The sequence below is a fragment of the Kiritimatiellia bacterium genome (assembly GCA_026417735.1).
Classification (GTDB): Bacteria; Verrucomicrobiota; Kiritimatiellia; order PWTM01; family PWTM01; genus CAACVY01.
Genome location: JAOACR010000003.1, coordinates 1 through 18,069, shown reverse-complemented (window position 1 = coordinate 18,069; position 18,069 = coordinate 1). Strand labels below are relative to the sequence as shown.

The following is an 18,069-nucleotide window of genomic DNA, read 5'->3' as shown; positions in this document are numbered from 1 at the left end:
CCGATGTCGTCGGCTGCTACAGCTTCGCTTTCCGGGGAACGGCCACGCGTGTTGATCATCACCGGCTACGGGTTCAACTGCGAAGCCGAATCAATCGCGGCCTGGCGCCTCGCCGGCGCGGATCCCCTCCCCCTGCATTTTGCGGACCTTCTGGCCGATGCCGGCGCATTGAGCGGCGTCCGTGCGCTGATGTTCATCGGAGGCTTCTCCTTCGGCGACCACATGGGGTCCGGCCACGTCATCGCCGCCCGTCTGCGACACCGCCTGCGCGAACAGCTTCAGGAGTTCCTCGCCAAGGGGGGATTGGTGCTGGGCATCTGCAACGGGTTCCAGATCCTCGCCCGGCTGGGCATGGTACCGGCCTTCGACGGCGACTACTTCCGCCCCCGCGTCAGTCTGGCAATGAATGACGTGGGCACGTTCCGCAACCTGTGGGTCCGGATCCGTTTCAACCCCGCCAGTCCCTGCGTGTTCACCCAAGGGTTGCCGCCGATGGACCTGCCGGTGCGCCACGGTGAGGGCAAACTCGTCGCGCCGGACCGGCGCGTGCTCGCACGCATCGAAAAGGAACATCTGGCCGTCTGCCGATATGTCGACCCCGATACCGGTCAGCCCGCCCACCGCTACCCTGCCAATCCCAACGGGTCGCTGAACGCGATCGCCGGCCTCTGCGACCCGAGCGGTCGCGTGTTTGGAATGATGCCGCATCCCGAAGCCTATTTGTACCCGGAGCAGCACCCCTCGGCCGTTCGTCAGCGCCTCGAAGGAACGCTACCCGCCGAAGGGCTCGGTGTGGCGATCTTCCGCAACGCCGTGCAATATCTCCTCTCCACAGCCCGAGCGCCGGCCGCCGCGCCGGCCTAGACACGGCCCTCACGTGGACCAATGCCCTCCATGAAAATCGTCGCCCATCGGGGCGCCTCCCGCTCCGCCCCGGAAAACACGCTCGCCGCAATCCGCGCCGCCATCCTCGAGGGGGCCGATGGCGTCGAGCTCGACGTCCGCCTCACTCGTGACAGCGAACCCGTACTGCTGCACGACCCCGATCTGCTGCGCACGACCGGCGATCCCCGCCCGGTGGCGCACTGTCTGCTCACCGACCTTGCGGCGCTCGACGCCGGATCGTGGTGGAGCCCCACCTATGCCGGAGAGCGAATCCCCACGCTGGCGGAAGCGCTCGCCATCGCGAAGGTTGAACTGATCAATCTGGACCTGAAGAACGACCCGGACGCGTCACCGCAGCTCGCGGATCGCGTGCTCGCCATCGTCGGCGCGTCGTCGGCCCGATCCCGCTGCTGGCTGACCGCCGCCGATCCGATGGTGCTCGCACGTTGCCGCGAACGGGCACCCGACTTGCCCACCGGCCGTCTGATCGAAAGTGCCGCCGATCCCTGGCGGCCCGAGGGGATTTCGTTCCTCAGCGTTCGCGAAGACCTCATTAGCGCGGACCTCGTCCGCCACGCCAATGATGCCGGCCTTGCGGTGTGGGCGTGGACCGTGAACAATCCCGAACGCGCGCTTGCGCTCGCCCAAGCGGGCGTTGCGGTGCTGATCACCGATACGCCAGCGCGGCTGCGCGAGGCGTTGAAACACTGCCCCTGATCCACCAAGGGGCCACCACTCTTTGCCAGCCCTTCTGGACTGCCGCGATTGATGCCCGGCCCGCTCTTCCTTTCCTGCGCAGCGACCGGTCACACGCGCCAACTGCGGGGCGGCGGCGTCGCAGATTGTCCGCGCAGGCAGTGGGGTAGTCGCGGGCGAGCGATTACCCGTCGGCCGGCATGAGACGCCGATGATATCGCCATCGCTTCGGACAACCGGCCCCGAGTCGGTTCGCACCGCCGCCCGCACGAAGTTCGTGAGCTCTCCTGGATCGTGGTTATGATCGTAGAGTTCCCCCTCTCCTATCCCTCGTCCCAGGCGGTGTGCCGCCAGCACTCCGTTCGTAGCGAGTAACCGCATTCGGTCAGGTTCGTCATTCCCGCGCCATCTGCTCGACGCACCCCGCGTCGCCGCGCCACTTACGTGAGCGCCCCCATCCGGCCGTGATGCGCCGGGCCGCGAAGCATCGCCACAAGACTCTGCCCTGCAGATTGCTCGGCGTAGCGAACCCGCAGCTCCGCAAGGGACGGATATAGGTTTCCATGGCTCACCAGCGCTCGCGCGACTCCACCGGACACCGCCACGCCCGGCGCGACGATGACCCGCGGCACCCTCGCACTTTGCTCAAACTGGCTCATCTTCTGTCACCGACCGTGTTCGCCTCTGTGATCGCCACGGCCACTGGCAAACACGATCACCGCGTTCGAGGTCAGATGGTGCCGCTCCAGCTCGTCCAGCACTCGACCGAGCTGCACATCCATGAACGTGATCCTCGCCCCATCGGCCTGCCGGCACCGCCGGCGCAGCTTGTCGGTCAGCGAGTCCTGTTCCGGCTTTCGCCTCATCAGCGCCGCCCCCGGAATGTCACGCTGATCCTCTTCCACCCCGCCCACCACCGGCATCCGCTTTATGGGATACAGGTCAAAATCCCTTGTGGGCGCAACAAAGGATGTGTGGAGCCGACAAGAACCCACCGCGATGAAGAACGGCCGTTCACGCTGACGCGCCGTCCGCACCAGCGCCCAGATCGCTTCGGCCGCGACAAGAGTCGGTCTGGAGTCGCTCCCAATGCGGCGACGCGGTGCAGCTCAGGGTTCCGCCGAACTGTCCCGGCACCAGGGAAAAATGTCCGGCTCCTCACTCAGCCGGTCCACGCCGGCCGGATTGATCTGCACCTCCCACGAGACAGGCTCGCCGTGCCCCCTCGTGCCGATTGAACCCGGCGCCGCGTCATGGTCCAGCTTGCCGCCCCGAATCGCCCACCCGGCCGCGAGTCGAAACGCCTGCGGCAAACTGACCTACGGTGGAACCATCGCCCGAAAGACCTCCTTTGGAGAAGATCCCCGTGGAGCGAGGATAAAGGCCGGTCAGAAACGCTTCGCGGCTCGGCCCGGGCAAGGGGAACAAACAGTACGCGCCTTCAAACCTCACCCCCCTTGCCGCGAGCCAGTGAATGTTCCGGCGATGTCACCAGCCCATCGCCATAGCAGCCGAGCGCGATCAGCAAACTGGGCCGCCCACCGTCATTGGCCCCGGGTCCGCTCAACGCCCTGCCGAGCCGGCGGGCGGATCGGCCAGTCCTCTGATTCCGTCCGGGCGCTCGCGAGATAACGAGAAAGCTTCGCCACGATATCCGGATGCACCGCGGCCAGGTCGTTCGTTTCGGAGAGGTCCGCGGCCAGATCGTACAGTCGCAGTGGCGCGTCTGCACCGCCCTCGCGAATGCCCTTCCACCGCCCCTGCCAGAGCGCCGCCTGAGAAAAACCGCGCTCGTGGAACTCCCAGTAGAGAAACTCATGTCGTCTCTGAGCAGCCTCGTCGCCGCGGAGCGTCGGGGCAAAACTGATCGAGTCCAGCCCCGCCGGCGTCGCAACGCCGGCCAGCTCGCACACCGTCGCAAACCAGTCGCCGAAGTACGCCACGTGATCCGTCACCCGCCCCGGCGCAATCACGCCGGGCCACCACGCGATGCCCGGTACCCGGATGCCGCCCTCGGTCAGACTGCGCTTCATGCCGGTGAGCGGCCCCGCCGGGCGGAAACGGGAAGGATCATGGCCGCTCTCGCTGTGGGGGCCGTTGTCGCTGGAGAAAAACACCAGCGTTCGCTCCGCAATCCCCAGATCGCGTAGCCGATCCAGCAGCCGCCCGACGTGCCCGTCGAGCCGAGTCACCATCGCCGCGTGCCCCTTGTCCGGTGGCGGCCAATCCTCCGCTTCATAGGGGCCGTAGTCCGGCACGTGCGCTCCGTCCCCGAGCACCCTCGCGCGCTCGTTGTTCGCGTGGGGGCTTACTGGCGACCAGTAGAGAAAAAATGGTTGGTCCCGGTGCCGCTCCACGAACGCCAGACACTCCTCCGCAAACCGGTCATCCGCAAATACCACCGCGTTGGTCGCATGGCCGCCGCCCTCTTCGCCCACCGCAATGCACTCGTTCGGCCACGGCTCGCGCTGTTCGTTTCGCCATACATAGTCGGGAAAGTGGTTGTGCGCATGGGTCTGGTTCAGATAACCGTAGAACTCGTCGAAGCCCTGCCGCAGCGGCAGACCACACTCCGCAGCGCCGACGTCGCCTAGCCCCCATTTGCCGACCAGCCCCGTCCGATAGCCCGCCCGCTGTAAAACTTCCGCGACGGTCAGATCCTCGGGTCGCAGCGCCTGCGCGAGCGCTCGCGACCTCGGCGCATTCCCGCGCACCCGTGTGCGGCCCTGGTGTTCGCCGGTCATCAGCACGCTGCGCGACGGCGCACACACTGTCGCCCCGGCATAAAAACGAGTAAAGCGAAGCCCCTCTGCCGCCATGCGATCCAGTCTCGGCGTTCGGATCACCGTCTGCCCATAGCAGCCCAGCTCGCCGTAGCCGAGATCGTCCGCAAGGATGAAAACGAAGTTCGGTCGCGCCGCGGCCACTTGCACCATCGCCGCCAGCGCCAACCAGTCGCTCCGTCGGTTCATGTGTCGGTGGCTCTTCGGGTCCCCTGGATCCTCGCACGCGAAGCGGCCCCAGTCCAGCCGGCCGGATTGCGCGCCCGCCGGCCTCCCGCAACAATCCCGCCCGATGAACCCGCTGCGCCGTATCCGCATCGTGCTGGTCCGCCCGATCTACGGCGGCAATATCGGGTCGGTCTGCCGCGCGATGAAAAACTTCGGTCTCCGTGATCTCGTCATTGCGGGCGGCGGTCCGCGCGAGGACATGGCCTCGCTCCACCCGATGGCCGCGCACGCGCACGACATCTGGCGCGCGCACCGCGACGCGCCCTCGCTCGCAGACGCGGTGGCCGACTGCGGCCTCGTGGTCGGCACCACCGGCCGCGGCGGACTTTACCGCTCGCACGCGGTCGAACCGCGACGCGCCGTCCCGCGCATCCTCACCGCGGCGGCAGACCGCCGCGTCGCGCTCGTGTTCGGACCCGAGGACGACGGCCTCACCAACGAGGATCTCGCGCTGTGCCCGCTGCTGATCCGCATCCCGAACTCGCCCGCCTACCCTTCTATGAATCTTGCGATGGCCGTGGCGGTCTGCGCCTACGAGCTGTACGTGACGGCTGGTCAGTTCGAGCCGCCTGCAGAACGAACGCCCGAGGCGACGATGGAAGCAAAAGCCCGCCTCTTCGACATGTGGCGACAGATGCTGCTGGAAATCGGCTTTATGCAACCGCACAAGGCCGATCACATGATGCTCGGTTTTCTTCGCGCATTCAGCCGGGGTCCCCTGTCCGACGCGGACGTGCGCCTGTTGATGGGCGTCTGCCGACAGGCACGCTGGCTCGCCGCGCAGTACCGTCGCTACCGCGCACTCGCCGACGAGGCCGCCCGCGCGGCCGAACCCCCACCCCCCGGCGTCGCGGTCCCTCCGCCGGACATTCCGCACGCCCAACGGTAGCGACCAGAACCCACCACGAACCCCGCTCGGCCGTCCGCCCAGCGCAGCGGCCGCCCCTCGGCCTGAATTGCCGCCGCGTCCGCACGCACCGGCAACACCACCCACGCCCGCGTGCCCACCGGCACCACCGTCTCCATCTCAAACCGATCCGCCACCACGCGCCACTCGACCTCAATCCGGCCCTGCGGCGAATCGTGCCACGCGCGCACACGCCCCAGTCCCCGCACCGGTTCCGGTGCAATCACAAACTCGCGAAACGCCAGTCGCGTCGTATCGCAGGTCAGACCGACCGCGGAGACCGCCGGATGCAGGCGCAGGCCGGCCAGATACTGCATCATCCACGCGGCGACGTCGCCAAACATCACGTGATTGCGCGAAGCGCCTTCTCCCCAGTCCTCCCAAAACGTCGTCGCGCCACGGCGAATCCAAGCGCCAAAGGAGGGCGGCACCTCGCGAGTCGCCAGCGCAAACGCCAGGTCCGTCCGACCAATCTCGCTCAGGGCGCGAAACACATACTTCGAGCCGAGAACCCCAAAGTCCGGCGCCCGCCCGGCCGCCTCGATCGCCTCCACCAGCCGCGCCCCGGCGACCGACCGCAGATCGGCGGGAACCAATCCCTGGTGCAGCGCGCACGCCTGCGCAGTCTGACCGGCATTCGAATAACGGCCCTCGCCACGATGGAAGCTCTCGTGAAACGCCCGCGCGATGCGATCGGCGAGCTCCTCAAACCGCTGCGCCTCCTCGGCGCGCCCCAGCATCTGCGCCGCACGGGCGACGATCCGCGCGTCAACATGGAAATAGGCGGTGGACGTCACCTCCACCGGTGTCTTTGTCCTTACCGGGATCCAGTCGCCCAGGCCAAAGCTCACAATGTGGTTCGTCGCCCGCCCCTCCAGATACTCGACATATCGCCGCATGCCCTCGTAGGCGCCTGCAAGCGTTGCGCGGTCGCCCCGATAGATGTACAGCAGCCATGGAACGATCAGCAGCGCGCTGTCCCATGCCGGACCGTTGCCCCACTGGTAGCCCCAGCCGCTGGTCGGCACAATCCCCGGCAGACTGCCATCAGGCTGCTGTTCATCGAGCAGATCGCGGACCCACTTCGCATAGGCCGGTGCGTTGTCAAATGCGTACATTGCAAATTCCGCAGCAAGATGCGCGTCGCCGGTCCAGCCGTTTTTCTCGCGATGCGGACAGTCAGTCGGGTAGCCGTTCACGAAGTTGCCGCGGTAGGACCACCGCACACACTCGAAGATCCGGTTCAGCAGCTCAACGTCGCACTGGAACCCGCCGGCATCGCGGAAGTCGGTGTGTACCACGCAAGCCCGCACATCCTCCGCTCGCGGCGGGTTCGAGAGGCCCGACAACTCCACGTACTGAAAACCGTGATAGACGAACCGCGGCTCGAACACCTCCGTGGCGAGACCCCGCGCAACGATCCGATCGGTCTGAAATCCGCCACCGGGCAGCCACCGGAACGATCCCGAATGTTTGAAAAAGGTGTCAATGGGCTTGGGATCGAGGCGACCGTCTGCGGCAAGCCGTTCGCCGTATCGAACGGTCACCACCGTACCCGAGGGCTGTTCTCGTATCCGCAACCGAATCCAACCGGCGAGGTTCTGGCCGAAGTCCGCCACCCACACGCCCGGCGCAACCGCGCGCAGCGACATGGGCGGCAGCTCGCGCGTGACACGGCTGGGCGGTAGCATCGCAGCACCGAGCCGCCCCGCCGGCGCCGGCACCACCTCCGCCGGCAATCGCCTCGCCGCCAGGTCCGGCGCATCAGAGCGCCGCACCCCTACCAGCTCCCCCTCCCGAATGCAATCATAGGCGACAACAGGCTCCACGTGGTGCCAGGAATCGCCGGTGCCGAAACGATCGCGCGTGCCGTCGTCATAGAGCACGTCCAACTGCGCGATCACTCGCGGAGCATCCCGCCAGGGTGCGTTGTCGAAGTTCCACACGGCGACCGTCCGCACGTCGTACCAGCCGTGCCCGAGGTCGATCCGCCAGCGCACCTCGCCCGGAGCGAGCAGTCCTGTGAGATCATACGTCGAATACAACACCCGCCGGTCATAGCGCGTTGGCGGAGGATCCAGAACTCGATCTCCCACCCGCGTGCCGTTAAGCCGCGTCTCATAGAAACCGAGGCCGCTGATGAACATCGTCGCCTCACGCACCGGCCGCCGCACCCGAATCGTTGTCTCGAAGGCGGGCGCCAGCCGTTCGTCGCGCCGATCCAACTGCCCCCAGGGCCCGCCATCCGGCTCGGCCAGCACCAGCACGGGTCGCCACGGCGCAGCGGGCGGCGCGGGCGCATCGCCGACACGCTCCTCCAGTCTCCCGCCCTCCGCCACCCACCAGCGGCCATCGGTGGCGACCGTCTCGCCCCCAGCCGGATGCAGCGCCAGCAGCAGACCGCAGGGGCCCGTCGTCGCATTGGGAACCTGCACCGCAATCACATTCGTTCCCGGCCGCATGAACTCGCTCACGTCGATTCGGCGAACCCAACGCGGCCGGTTCAGATGTCCCCACGTGCGCGACGCCAAACGCCCGTTCAGGTACACCTGATAGGAGTCATCCGCGGTGATCTCCAGCCACGTCACACCTGACGTCACCGTCGCCGGTAGCTCGACGCTGCGCCGAAACCATCGCGTGCCCGGACGGCCGGCATCCGTACCGTCTTCCACCGCGGCGCCGATCCACTTCGCCCCGCCCAAGTCGGACGGCGGACACGTCGCGCGGTTCGGCCCGATCCATTTCGCACTCCAATCCTCCGGCCGCATCACCCCCACGATCCAGCGCGCCGGTTCGCTCCAGGGCGAGGGCGCAGCCGGCGCCGATCGCTCCCACGCGCGCACTTTCCAGTAGCAACGCTGCCCCGTACGCAGTGGCCGGCCGCCGTACGGAATCCAGATCGTGTCGCTCGATTCGACCCGCCCGCTGTCCCACAAGTCTCCCTCGTCGCGGGCCAGCGCCGCCATCGAGGAAGCAACCAGAATCTGGTAGGCCGCCGGTGCGAGATCGCGCGCCTCGTCCCTCGCCGGCCGAAGCTTCCAGCTCAGCCGGGGAGCCGGCACGTCCACCCCTTCCGGGTTGTCCATCCCCTCCACCCTTAGGTCATACGGCGCAGCCAGCGGGCACACCGCTCCCTCGGGGGCACCCTCCACTGCAATCACACCTGCCCAGACCACCAACCCGTAGCAGAATGCTCTCACCGCTTCAGACCCCCTCACCTCGTCCACATCGCACCAGCGACAAAGCTCCCTGCACCGCGCCCCGCATCAATCGAGCAATGGTGCAAATCGACAATTCCGCCCAGACACCCTCCGCCTCCCGACCTGCCGCGGGACCACCCCACTCGCAACCGCCTCGCGGAATCGGACAGCTGCCCCTCGGCCAGCGAAACGACACGACGCTCGACGCTCGTGTGTCGCGGAGTTCACTGGCGGAAGGGGTGGGATTCGAACCCACGGGGCACGGTTAAGCGCCCTCTCGATTTCGAGTCGAGTGCCTTAAACCACTCAGCCACCCTTCCGGGCCTCGGGAATGAGCATACCTAACGGCGCCAGCCACGCAACCTGCGCGATTCTCTGGCGCACTCGACCAGCGCAATGGGCCGTGTCACCCCGCTTCTGACGCGGCGCCCACAGCGGCAGCTTGACGCGCCATGCCCCGTAAAGGTAGACAGCGCCACATGCTCACTCGCCGGCCCTTCACCCTGTTGCTCCTGCTAGCTGCGGCCGGCGCCACGCCCGGTTTGCCCGCCGACGCGCCGTCGGCAGCACCCCTCTCGGAGCGCATCCTCGCCGCTCCGCCTGCCGAAGCATCCCCCCCGCCCGCCGGCGCCCGCCGTCTTCTGATCTTTGATCGCAATGTCGGCTATCCCGGCCACGCCTCCATCGCCGCGGCCAACTCCGCACTGACGAAGCTCGGCAGGTCCACTGGCGCCTACGAGGCCGAAGTCCACCGTGATCCCATCGTCTTCGCCCCCGCATCACTCGCGCGATTCGACGCCGTTTTGCTCAACAACACCGTCGGCAACCTCTTCACCAACGAAGACCTGCGCACGTCGCTGGCGGAGTTCGTCGCGGCGGGAGGCGGGCTGATCGGCATTCATGGTGCCTCCGTCGCGTTCGTCCACTGGCCCGGTGGCAGCGAGGACTGGCCGGAGTTCGCGTGGATGCTCGGTGCCCGAGGGGCCCGCCACCGCGCAGCGGACGAGCAACTCGTCCTCCGCCTCGACGAACCCGAACACCCACTGGTGCGCGCATTCCCAAGCCCCTCGATCAACCACGCCGACGAGTTCTTCCGATTCAGCGATCCCTGGTCCCGCGACCGGTGCCGAGTGCTCATTTCGGTGGACCTCGCCGCCAGCGCGCTCGTGCCCGGCAATCAGGACATGCCCGCCTTTCGTCCCGACTCCGATTACGCGATCGCCTGGATTCGCCGGCACGGGCGAGGTCGCGTGTTCTATTGCGCACTCGGCCATCAGCCCCATCTGTTTGAAGATCCCGTGTGGCTGAAGTTCCTCCTCGCCGGACTCCGCTACGCGCTGGGCGATCTGACTGCGCCCGACCAGCCCAGCAGCCGGATCAGCCCCGGCCGCATCGCCCAGTCCCGCCTCGGTTGGCAGATCGCGTTGGCCGGCGACCCGCCGCACAGCGTCTCGGTCCGCCGCCTCTGTCGAGCCGCCGCCGGCCTCGCGCTGCATGGAATCGCGCTGGCGAACAAACAGCCGATGAAGGACGACGCTGCTGTCTGCATCGAACCCGCAATGACCGCCGCGCAGCGGGCCGCGTTTCGAATCGAACTGGCCGCCGCTGGCCTGCGACCGCTCGTTCTGTTCGCGGGCGCCGCCACCAACCCTCCCGACGCTGCGCGTCTGGACGAGCTCGCCGCCCGCCTCGGCGTCGAAACCGTAATGTGCGAACGCTCCGGAGGCGACGGTCTGGCAACCGAAACAGCGACCGAGCGGCGCCCGCCTCGCGTGATCGAACTTCGGTCGCCTGTCCTTCCTGGCCATCGCGGTCGTGAAAACGCCGGCATCGCATGGCTCCTCGAGAACACGTTCGCGGACGATGGGCCCGATCCGCTACCACCTCGCACACGTCTCCTCTGGTTCCCTGCCGAGCGGCTCGCGCTCGCCGGGAACAGCGGAACGCCACCGATGGACCTCTCCCGGGTGTTGCGCGCCGCAACTCCGCGCGACGGGACCCTGACCGTGGTTGTCGCAGGAAACATCGGCACGGACGGCTCTCCTTCACCCGCGGTCCGCTCCTTGGTCAGATGGCTCGACGAAATCGCGATCACGCTGGCCAGCCAGCCCGCTTCCTCCGCACGATGAATCGCGCCCCACCCATTTCGCGCCGTAAGTTTTTGCGCGCCGCCGTCGTGCTTCCGTTCGCCGCCACCGCAACTGCACCCAGCGAACGGATCGGCATCGCCCTGATCGGCTGCGGCCTGATGGGCACCGGCCACCTCCGGCACCTGCTGGGACGCGGCGACGTACAGCTCATCGCCGTCTGCGATCCCGACCGCGTTCGCCGCGAGGCCGCCCGCCAAATCGCCGAGAATGCCGACTCGGGCACCGGCCGCGGCTGCGTCGCACTGAACGATTACCGCGATGCGCTCTCGCGCAGCGATGTGGACGCCGTTGTGATCGTCACGCCGGACCACTGGCACGCCATCATCGCCGCCGACGCCGCACGGGCCCGAAAAGACATCTACTGTGAGAAACCGGTGTCTCTCGTTCTCGCGCAGGGTCGGCGCCTCGCCGACGTCGTGCACGCGCGGGGTGTCGTCTTCCAAACCGGCACGCAGTACCGTTCGAAACCCGTCATCCGGCGCATCTGCCAGTTCGTACGGACCGGCGGTCTCGGAAGGGTCCGCCAGGTCTTCACGCTCTGGACACGGGTGAACGGCCTGCCCTATCCGCACAATCCCGCTCTACCCGCCGAACCGGTCCCGGAAGGGTTGGACTGGGACATGTGGATCGGACCCGCGCCGTGGCGGCCGTACAGCTCCCGATACCACCGCAATCCACCCCCCGGTGTGGTGCCCTGGCATTTCTGCTCGGACTTCGGCGTCGGCGCGGTGACCGCTCACCACTCGCACAGCGCCGACATCATTCAGTACGCGCTGGGTATGGAGCGAAGCGGCCCCGTGGAAATCCTCCATCCCGCAGATCGCGCGTTCCCCACCATCACCTGCCGGTACGCGAACGGCACCTTGCTGCACATGGTCGAGAACTGGTCGGATGTGGCCCGGCTCTACCACGCGGTGCCGGCCGACGCGGATCTGCGGGGAATGTTCGGCGGTGTCTTCGTCGGCGAGCGCGGCTGGATCACCTCCATGTCCGGCGCACCGATTCGCGGCGGTCCAGCCGACCTGCTCGAAGAGGCCGGACTCCTCGACGTCCAGGTCGGCGATTTCCAGGACCACCACGACGACTGGATCCACGCGATCCGGTCTCGCGGCCCCACCCGAACCGACGCGGAGCTCGGCCACCGCGCCGCCGCGCTCGGCCACCTGATCATCCTCGCGCTGCGGCTGGGTCGGTCTCTCCGCTGGGATCCGCTCCGCGAAGAATTTCCGGGCGATGAAGAGGCAAACCGTTTGCGCGACGTTGCGCTGCGCCCGCCCTGGAGGCTGTAACGTGCCGCCGGCCGCCGCGATCCGCCCCATGCTGTGCCACTCGCTCGCCGCGATGCTCTCCGCGCTCGTTGCAGCTCTGCATCCGGCCAGCGCCGCCGAACCTGTTGCGCTCGATCAACACGGCCACCTGGGCCAGGTGTTCAGCACAACCGGCTCCCTCCGCGCACTGCAGGTCGTCGTTCCCACTTGGGGAAATCCCTCGGTCCGCGTCACCCTCACCCTCTGGGACTCCACCGCACGGGTGCAGCGACTCGCCACCCGACAGTTCACAAATGTCGCGGACAACGCAACGGTCCGTCTGCCCGTTTCGCCCCCCGCACCGCCCGGCGTGTATTACTGGGAACTCAGCGATCCCCCCTCCAACGGCCGCGCCGGCGTCTATGCAATCCCTGCTGACCCTCCCCGCCCCGGCTGGGCCGCGATCTTCGCCGATCGCGTCGATCCGAGCCGGTGCCTTCAGTTCACCACGGAGGAGTCGCTGCCAGCCGCCGCCTGGATCGCCCTCCTCCGGACAGCCACCGACGACCACCTCATCACGGAAGCCGGCCGCGCACTGGCGAGCGACGCTCCGCCGAGTTCGCTCGCAACGCTGGCCCCCTTGTTGGCGGACCAACGCCGTGCCCATGCAGTGCGCATGGTGTTCGAGTCCATCCCCGACCCGGAAGCGGACCGGCTGCTGTGCGCCGCACTGGGATCCACCACGGGCCAGTGCCGACTCGGCATCATCCTCAGCCTCGGACGGCGTCGGACCCCCGACGCGGTCAACTCCCTCGCACCGTTGCTCGCCGACGCGGATCCAACCATCGCCGACGCCGCCGCCTGGGCGCTCGGCGAGATCGCCGTCCCCGCCGCCGGTGAAAGTCTCCTCAGCGCACTCACCAATGTGGAGGCTCGTCCGGGTCAGGCCCAACGCCGCGCAGCGGCGGACGCCGCGGTGGTCGCCGCCCGCAGACTGGCACCGCTCGATCCGTCGCTCGCGCGCCGTCTTCTCGATGCGGTAGCCTCCACACCCCATGCGGCTGCGGCGGCCGAGTTCGCCCTGCTCGAACAGTGTCGGCTCAATCCCGCCGCAGCGCCACCCCAGCTTGCCGAATGGGCGACCGCCGAGGACCCGCGCCGACGCCATCTGGCACTCTGGTTGATCCAGAACGACCTCGTCGGCTCAAACCTCACCGCCGCGCTAATCGCCCAGACGTCTGCGCTGCCCCCGCACGTTATGCCGGGCTGGGTCGCTGCACTCGCGCGCCGCGCAGACCCCGCCCATTGGAACGCACTGTTCTCATTCCTTCAGAGCGCAGCGCCCGAGATTCGCCTCGCAGCCCTCACCGCAATTCCCGACTGGCCGCCCGACGCCGAAGTCACCTCACATCTTCTCGCGTTGCTCGATTCGCCGGACCCCTCGACCGCGAATGCCACCGCGACACTGCTGCGCCGACTTCCGTGGAGGGAGGTCGATCAGGCGATCGCCGCACGCCTCGCGCCGGTCGGCGCCCACACGAACGACGCACTTCTGCGCCTCGCCGCCCGTCGGGCCACACCCGCCGCCCTACCCGCCCTCCTCACCGCCGCCCGGGCGCACCCCGATCCGGACCTGCGCGCCGAATGCATTCGCGCCGTCGGCCGACTCGCCACACCGTCCGTTCACGAGGCGCTGGCGGACCTGGCGGTGCGGGCGGGCGAAGATGAAAGGCTCCTCGCCGCGATCGCGCAGGCATGGCGCGACCTGCTCGGCCGCACGCCGGACCGTGATCGCGCGATCGGTCGTCTGCGCGCGCGATGGCAGCGTCTTACACCGGCTGCCCGCATCACCACGTTGAACATCGCCCAAACCGCCGGCGGCCAGGTGGCGCTGGAGCTGGTGATCGCCGCGCTCGATGACGAAACCCCGGAGGTCCGCACCGAAGCGGGCCGGCGGCTCGCCGAATGGACCTCGCCAGAAGCGGTGCCCGCGCTGACCGCGCTCGCTCGCCGGCTGCCCGGCGACGACCCGCAGCGCGCTCGCTTGCTCGCTGGTGCGCTGCGCCTGTGCGCGGCCGCATCCGTACCCCCCGCGGAACGCGCCGCATGGCTTCAACAGCTTCACCCGCTTCTTCGCACACCCGCCGAGCGGCACGCCTGGCTCGCCGCCGCTGTGCTTCCCAACCCCGCGCTGATTGCGCTCGCCCGCCGCTGGCTCGGCGAGCCGGCCGTTCGCACCGAAACGGCCACCGCACTGCTGGCAATGTGTGAGCCCCTGCTCGGCACCGACCACGCAGCGGACGCAATCGCGGCGCTGCGCGAAGTCGCCACAGCAACCGATCTCCCCGAGGCCTCAAACCGCGCACGCGATCTCCTTCGCCGCGCCGGAGACGCCGTTCCATGAACCCACTGTGTTCGCCTTTCCAACGCTTGGACCGGGCCGCGCGCACGCCATCCCATCCTTGGACACGCCGTCGTCCGTCTGTCGCTCTCCCGCGCAACGCGGCGCGCCGGTTGCACGCGCTGCTCCTCGCCGTGCTGCTCGCCGGTGGACGCCAGACCGACGCGGTCGAGCGCAAACTGATCGCCCACGGTTGGGACCTGCTGGCAGTCCACCCCACCGATGTCGCCGCGCATCTGGACCTGTGGACGAACCTACCGGTCGATGGGGTCTCGCTTCACGTCCGCGGGCCAAAACAGAACGATGCGGAGCCCCGCGGCTGCAGCATCTTCACCGACCCGCCCTGGCAGCGGAGCTGGTTCAGCAATGACGTGATCGCGCTGCGCGCGTGCGCAAACGGCGGTCTGCGCCATAACTTCCTCACGGCGTATTGGTCGCCCGCCCGCCGAATCGCATGGACCGACGACGACGCGTGGGCCCGCATCGCCTCCAACCACGCCGTGCTGGCCTGGTTGGCCCGCGAGGGCCGGGCCGCGGGCATCCTGGTGGATCCCGAAGACTACTACGAAGTTCATCAGTACCGCCGCCTCGCCACCGATCCCCCCTGGCCGATCTGCGCTGCGCTCGCGCGGCAGCGCGGCGCGGAACTCATGGCCGCGATCGCCGCAGAATACCCACAGATCACGCTGCTGAGCTTCTGGCTGTTCAGCATGTGCCGCGACCACCTCGACGATCCCGACCCGGCCAGCGCCGTCGAAGAGGCCGGAGATCTCTGGCCCTCGTTCCTGAACGGCCTGCTCCGAGCGCTGCCCCCTGGCGCCCGCCTGGTGGATGGCGACGAACACGCCTACCGCTACGATGCGAGCCGACATGACTTCCACATCGGCGCCTGGCGTGTGCACGGTCCCGCCCGTATGCTCGTCGGCCCCGACGTGCAGCCGGTCTACGCCGCCCGCGTCCTGGCCGGCTTCGGCATCTACCTCGACATGTACATCAACCCGCCCGGCTCACCGTGGTACTTCGGCGAACTGCACGGATCGCGCGCGCGACGGCTCCTCGCGAACCTCGCCGCGGCAACCGCGGCAGCCGATGAGTTCGTCTGGGTCTACGGGGAACAGTGCGACTGGGTCCGCTGGCGCCTGCCCGGCCGCGAGACCAACCGGACCTGGAGCGCTTCCATCGCCGGATTTGAGGACATCCTCGCGATCGCGCGCAATCCGAGCCGCTGGGCTCGCGTCTGGGTCGAACGGCAGCGCACCGCCGGCTCGATCACCAACCTGCTCGCCGATGGCAGTTGCTCGCCCACGACCAACGTGACCGCCGCGCAGGCCGAGGACCCTCTCCCCGCGGGGTGGTCGCGCTGGCGCCGCGAACAACGACGCGCCGGTCGTCTCGGTGTCGATGCGAACGTGGGCCGCAAGTGCGCCGGCTCGCTGCACGCCGCCGGCGTCGAAGAGGGATGCTTCGTCACATCCGTGCGGCTTCCTCCCCAAACCCCCGTCGTCATCGAGGCGCACGCGCGCGGCGGTCCGGCGACCGTGCTGATCGGCTGGAAGCAGTCCGGCGCTTGGAACTGGTCGCTGCCGATGCCGCGCCTTCGGTTCGCCGAACCGCTCCCCGATGGATGGCGGCGAGCCTGCGACCTGGTGACCACGCCGGAGGCGGCCGACGAGCTGGTGCTGATGCTCAGCGTCCGGCAGGCAGAAGGTGACGCCGTTTGGTTCGATGACATCTCCGTCGTCCCACTCCCCCCCTGGTAGCCGCGCACCACGGTGACCAGCGGCGCGTTACATCGAGGCCGAGGACGTTCGCGCCAGGCCGGCCTCTTTCACGGCCCCGCCCTGCCGCACTTCCGCGCACCCGGTCGCCTTGAGAGAGAGTTTCGCGAACGTCGGGCGGCAGCTGGCGCATTTTCGCAACCGAATCGGGAAGCGGTTCGCTCCGCACCACTTCGGCGCAGCGTCCTTCGGCTGCAGATTTGCGGTCCGGCTCTGCGTGGGGTAGAACAGCCGCGTGCCGTTGTTTGTCAAGATTTGCGGTCTGTGCCGTGCCGACGACATCGCCGCTGCAAACGAAGCCGCTCCGGACGCGGTCGGTTTCGTTTTTTGGCCCCGTTCGGTTCGCGCGGTACGGCCGGAGCAGGTCGCCGAGTGGCTGCCCGACCTCCGGCCTGACCTCGAACGGGTCGGCGTGTTCGTGAATCCCGCGCCGGATGAGTTGCGCCGCGCGGTCGACATTGCCGGGCTCACGATCGTACAGCTCCACGGCGAGGAACCCCCTTCCCTCGCGGCAGGACTGCGGGTGTGGAAAGCGATGCCCGCCGCGGCCGCCTCAGTCTCCGCGGCGACCGGCTGGCCGGCAGAGGCAATCGTGCTCGACAGCGGCACTGGCCAACACCCCGGCGGCACCGGCCTGCCGGCCGATTGGCACCGCGCCGCCGCCTTCACCCGCGCGTTCCCGGGCCGCGTGGTGCTCGCCGGCGGGTTGACGCCCGACAACGTCGCCGCCGCGGTGCGGGAAGTCGCACCCTGGGGAGTAGATGCGAGCACGGGCGTCGAGTCCGCGCCGGGACGGAAGGATGCGGCCAAGATGAAGGAGTTCGTGCAGCGATGTCGCGCGCTGTGACCGTTCCGGACTCCCGCGGCTGGTTCGGCCCGTACGGCGGACGGCACGTGCCAGAAACGCTGATGGCACCGCTGGAAGAGCTCGAGCGGGAGTTTCGGCGCGCGTGGCGCGACCCGTTGTTCCGCCGCGAGTTCGAGTCCCATCTGCGCGAGTACGTCGGCCGGCCGACCCCTCTGTATTTCGCAGAGCGCTTCTCCGAACGAATCGGTGCACGGGTCTACCTCAAACGGGAGGACCTCTGCCACACCGGTGCCCACAAGATCAACAACGCCCTCGGCCAGGTGCTGCTCGCCCGCCGCATGGGCAAACGCCGGGTCATCGCGGAAACTGGCGCTGGCCAGCACGGCGTCGCCACCGCGACGATGGCCGCGCGGTTCGGCCTCGAATGCGTCGTCTACATGGGCCGCGTGGACATGGAGCGGCAGGCGTTGAACGTGGTCCGCATGCGCATGCTGGGTGCGCGAGTCGTGCCGGTGACCGCCGGACAGCAAACACTGAAAGAGGCGATCAGCGAGGCGATGCGAGACTGGGTCACCAACGTTCGCACCACGCACTACGTGCTGGGCACCGTGTTCGGCGCGCACCCGTATCCGCTGATGGTCCGCGAGTTCCAGAGCGTGATCGGGCGGGAAGCCCGGCGCCAGATCCTCGCCGCAGAACGGCGGCTGCCGACGTTGCTGGTTGCCTGCGTCGGCGGCGGCAGCAATGCGATCGGCCTTTTTTATCCGTTCATTCGGGAATCCGACGTCAGGCTGATTGGTGTCGAGGCAGGCGGCGAGGGCATCCGGCCGGGCAAGCACGCCGCCCGTTTTGCGGGGGGCCGGGTCGGCATTCTTCAGGGCACGCGTACCTATCTGCTGCAGGACGAGGAAGGCAACATCGAACTTACGCATTCGGTCAGCGCCGGCCTTGACTATGCGGCGGTTGGTCCCGAACACGCATTGCTC

General features: G+C 68.3%; 14 protein-coding genes and 1 tRNA gene. 9 read left to right on the top strand and 6 right to left on the bottom strand.

What is annotated here, in order from left to right; genetic code table 11:
- Positions 1-3 precede the first annotated feature (3 nt).
- Complete coding sequence (locus N2652_00285) at positions 4-864, top strand: phosphoribosylformylglycinamidine synthase subunit PurQ (GenBank protein ID MCX7817649.1); 861 nt, start codon at positions 4-6, stop codon at positions 862-864.
- Positions 865-894: 30 nt separating this feature from the next.
- Complete coding sequence (locus tag N2652_00280) at positions 895-1,602, top strand: glycerophosphodiester phosphodiesterase family protein (protein ID MCX7817648.1); 708 nt, start codon at positions 895-897, stop codon at positions 1,600-1,602.
- A 419-nt stretch (positions 1,603-2,021) separates the two neighbouring features.
- Here the strand turns inward: N2652_00280 and N2652_00275 are convergent, their stop codons facing one another.
- The 4 genes from N2652_00275 to N2652_00260 all read right to left on the bottom strand — a co-directional run bounded on the left by N2652_00275 (position 2,022) and on the right by N2652_00260 (position 4,553).
- On the bottom strand, positions 2,022-2,240 hold the full coding sequence (locus N2652_00275) for a hypothetical protein (GenBank protein ID MCX7817647.1): 219 nt from the start codon (positions 2,238-2,240) through the stop codon (positions 2,022-2,024).
- A gap of 6 nt (positions 2,241-2,246) precedes the next feature.
- Positions 2,247-2,630: a sulfatase-like hydrolase/transferase gene (locus N2652_00270; GenBank protein ID MCX7817646.1), complete on the bottom strand. Its 384-nt coding sequence runs from the start codon at positions 2,628-2,630 to the stop codon at positions 2,247-2,249.
- Positions 2,631-2,690: 60 nt separating this feature from the next.
- The gene (locus N2652_00265; GenBank protein MCX7817645.1) at positions 2,691-2,894 is read right to left on the bottom strand and encodes a hypothetical protein; all 204 of its coding nucleotides are present in this window, start codon (positions 2,892-2,894) and stop codon (positions 2,691-2,693) included.
- A gap of 231 nt (positions 2,895-3,125) precedes the next feature.
- Positions 3,126-4,553, bottom strand: a complete 1,428-nt coding sequence (locus tag N2652_00260) for an arylsulfatase (GenBank protein MCX7817644.1) — start codon at positions 4,551-4,553, stop codon at positions 3,126-3,128.
- Positions 4,554-4,656: 103 nt separating this feature from the next.
- Here N2652_00260 and N2652_00255 point away from each other — a divergent pair, with 103 nt between their 5' ends.
- Positions 4,657-5,481 carry an RNA methyltransferase gene (locus tag N2652_00255; GenBank protein ID MCX7817643.1) on the top strand — a complete coding sequence of 275 codons (825 nt, stop codon included), beginning with the start codon at positions 4,657-4,659 and terminating at the stop codon, positions 5,479-5,481.
- Here the strand turns inward: N2652_00255 and N2652_00250 are convergent.
- On the bottom strand, positions 5,385-8,699 hold the full coding sequence (locus N2652_00250) for a glycoside hydrolase family 78 protein (GenBank protein MCX7817642.1): 3,315 nt from the start codon (positions 8,697-8,699) through the stop codon (positions 5,385-5,387). The genes N2652_00255 and N2652_00250 overlap by 97 nt on opposite strands.
- Positions 8,700-8,927: 228 nt before the next feature.
- Positions 8,928-9,019: transfer RNA gene (locus N2652_00245), tRNA-Ser, on the bottom strand.
- Between the two features lie 159 nt (positions 9,020-9,178).
- Here N2652_00245 and N2652_00240 point away from each other — a divergent pair.
- The 6 genes from N2652_00240 to trpB all read left to right on the top strand — a co-directional run.
- The gene (locus N2652_00240) at positions 9,179-10,828 is read left to right on the top strand and encodes a ThuA domain-containing protein (protein MCX7817641.1); all 1,650 of its coding nucleotides are present in this window, start codon (positions 9,179-9,181) and stop codon (positions 10,826-10,828) included.
- Complete coding sequence (locus N2652_00235; protein MCX7817640.1) at positions 10,825-12,138, top strand: Gfo/Idh/MocA family oxidoreductase; 1,314 nt, start codon at positions 10,825-10,827, stop codon at positions 12,136-12,138. Before N2652_00240 ends, N2652_00235 begins: the two co-directional genes overlap by 4 nt.
- Positions 12,083-14,500 (top strand): HEAT repeat domain-containing protein, encoded by a 2,418-nt coding sequence (locus tag N2652_00230; protein MCX7817639.1) that lies wholly within the window; start codon positions 12,083-12,085, stop codon positions 14,498-14,500. The genes N2652_00235 and N2652_00230 overlap by 56 nt, the downstream gene beginning before the upstream one ends.
- Positions 14,501-14,610: 110 nt before the next feature.
- Positions 14,611-16,257 (top strand): hypothetical protein, encoded by a 1,647-nt coding sequence (locus tag N2652_00225; GenBank protein ID MCX7817638.1) that lies wholly within the window; start codon positions 14,611-14,613, stop codon positions 16,255-16,257.
- Between the two features lie 253 nt (positions 16,258-16,510).
- On the top strand, positions 16,511-17,122 hold the full coding sequence (locus N2652_00220) for a phosphoribosylanthranilate isomerase (protein MCX7817637.1): 612 nt from the start codon (positions 16,511-16,513) through the stop codon (positions 17,120-17,122).
- On the top strand, positions 17,107-18,069 hold a 963-nt coding region (gene trpB, locus N2652_00215; GenBank protein ID MCX7817636.1), incomplete at its 3' end, for a tryptophan synthase subunit beta. The genes N2652_00220 and trpB, both read left to right, overlap by 16 nt.